Raw genomic sequence first — 1,216 nt, 5'->3', positions numbered from 1 at the left:
ATCATAATAGTCCAGGACTTACACTTATGAAAGGGAATGTGTTGGAGGAAAATGATTTAGATGCATGTATTCAAGATTGTGATGTAGTGATAAGTACGCTTGGCACCGACAAAAATGATGTACTGTCCAAAGGTATGCCGCTCATTTTGAAATCAATGAGAAAGAACAGCGTGTCGAGAATCATCACAATCGGGACAGCTGGAATTCTACAATCCAGGAATACACCTTCTCTCTTTAGGTTTCAAAGTGATGAGGCTAAAAGAAGAAGCACAACAGCAGCCGAAGATCACCTTAGAGCATACCTTATGTTAAAAAGTTCTGACGTGAATTGGACAGTTGTTTGTCCAACCTACCTTCCCGATGGAGAGAGAACCGGTGTATATCGAACTGAAAAAGAAATCCTCCCTGAGGGGGGCAAAAGCATTTCCATTTATGATACCGCTGACTATGCGTACAGCTTGATTCAACAAGAGGAAAGTTATTGTACCCGGATCGGTATATGTTATTAATAAGGCTCTTTATTTGAACTTGCTTTTTTAGAATCACGAAAAAAATACAGCCATAATATCCAAGGATATATTATGGTAAGCAAGAGAGAAAAAACCTTGTAAACAGGGGAAAAATCCGGCACTAGGGATTTTCCGAAAGCAACAATCTAGCCATTAATAATAGAAAAAGCTCCTTTGAATTGTTCCAAAGGAGCTTTTTCTATTCAAAAATGATGGAAATGATTTTTTCCATTGACATTCCGCTTTCGAATTCAAAGGTACCGGGTCTTAATTCATTTTCAAGACCGCGCTTTTCCACCTCTTTATAAAAATCCATGCCATCGTCTATAATTTTTGCTTTTTCCAGTGCATTGCCCACATCTATACTGGTCATCCCCGTAGATACCGACAGAATCGCCCGATAGACAACCTTTTCTTCATTGGACTTTTCTTGTTCCTGCGCTGAATTGTCTTCTGTTTTTTTCATTGTTTGCTGCAGCTTTCTGATTGTTCCACTCTTCTTCTGTATGTACCACATAGCCTTTTGAAGCAAGCTGTTGAATCATTTCTTCTTCAGTAAGCTCTTTTGTTTTAGCTGCCTCTGCCGGTTGTTCCGTACTTTCAGCTTTTTCAGGGCCAAATAAATATACCGCTCCAATCAAGGTAGTTGCAATCAAAAGACCGGAAGCAAACTGCGCAATGAATTAGTCATCATTGTACTGCCATGC

Annotated in this window: 3 protein-coding genes; 1 reads left to right on the top strand and 2 read right to left on the bottom strand. The window is 39.5% G+C overall.

Annotation, left to right across the window (positions count from 1 at the left end; all coding sequences use genetic code 11):
- Window positions 1-509: NAD(P)-dependent oxidoreductase (locus tag BSG1_RS19605; RefSeq protein ID WP_006838990.1), on the top strand; the 509-nt coding region annotated here is incomplete at its 5' end.
- 199 nt (window positions 510-708) lie between these two features.
- Here the strand turns inward: BSG1_RS19605 and BSG1_RS21465 are convergent.
- The gene (locus BSG1_RS21465; protein ID WP_006838989.1) at window positions 709-975 is read right to left on the bottom strand and encodes a hypothetical protein; all 267 of its coding nucleotides are present in this window, start codon (window positions 973-975) and stop codon (window positions 709-711) included.
- Window positions 926-1,165: a hypothetical protein gene (locus BSG1_RS21460; protein WP_006838988.1), complete on the bottom strand. Its 240-nt coding sequence runs from the start codon at window positions 1,163-1,165 to the stop codon at window positions 926-928. Before BSG1_RS21460 ends, BSG1_RS21465 begins: the two co-directional genes overlap by 50 nt.
- Window positions 1,166-1,216: the final 51 nt, after the last annotated feature.

Origin of the sequence: Bacillus sp. SG-1, assembly GCF_000181495.1 — a bacterium.
Taxonomy (GTDB): Bacteria; Bacillota; Bacilli; order Bacillales; family Bacillaceae_B; genus Rossellomorea.
This window is presented reverse-complemented; position numbering and strand designations above follow the sequence as displayed.

What these genes read in the sequence shown, in the direction of transcription:
- BSG1_RS21465 (WP_006838989.1), bottom strand. Translation starts at nt 975, where the DNA reads ATGAAAAAAACAGAAGACAATTCAGCGCAGGAACAAGAAAAGTCCAAT.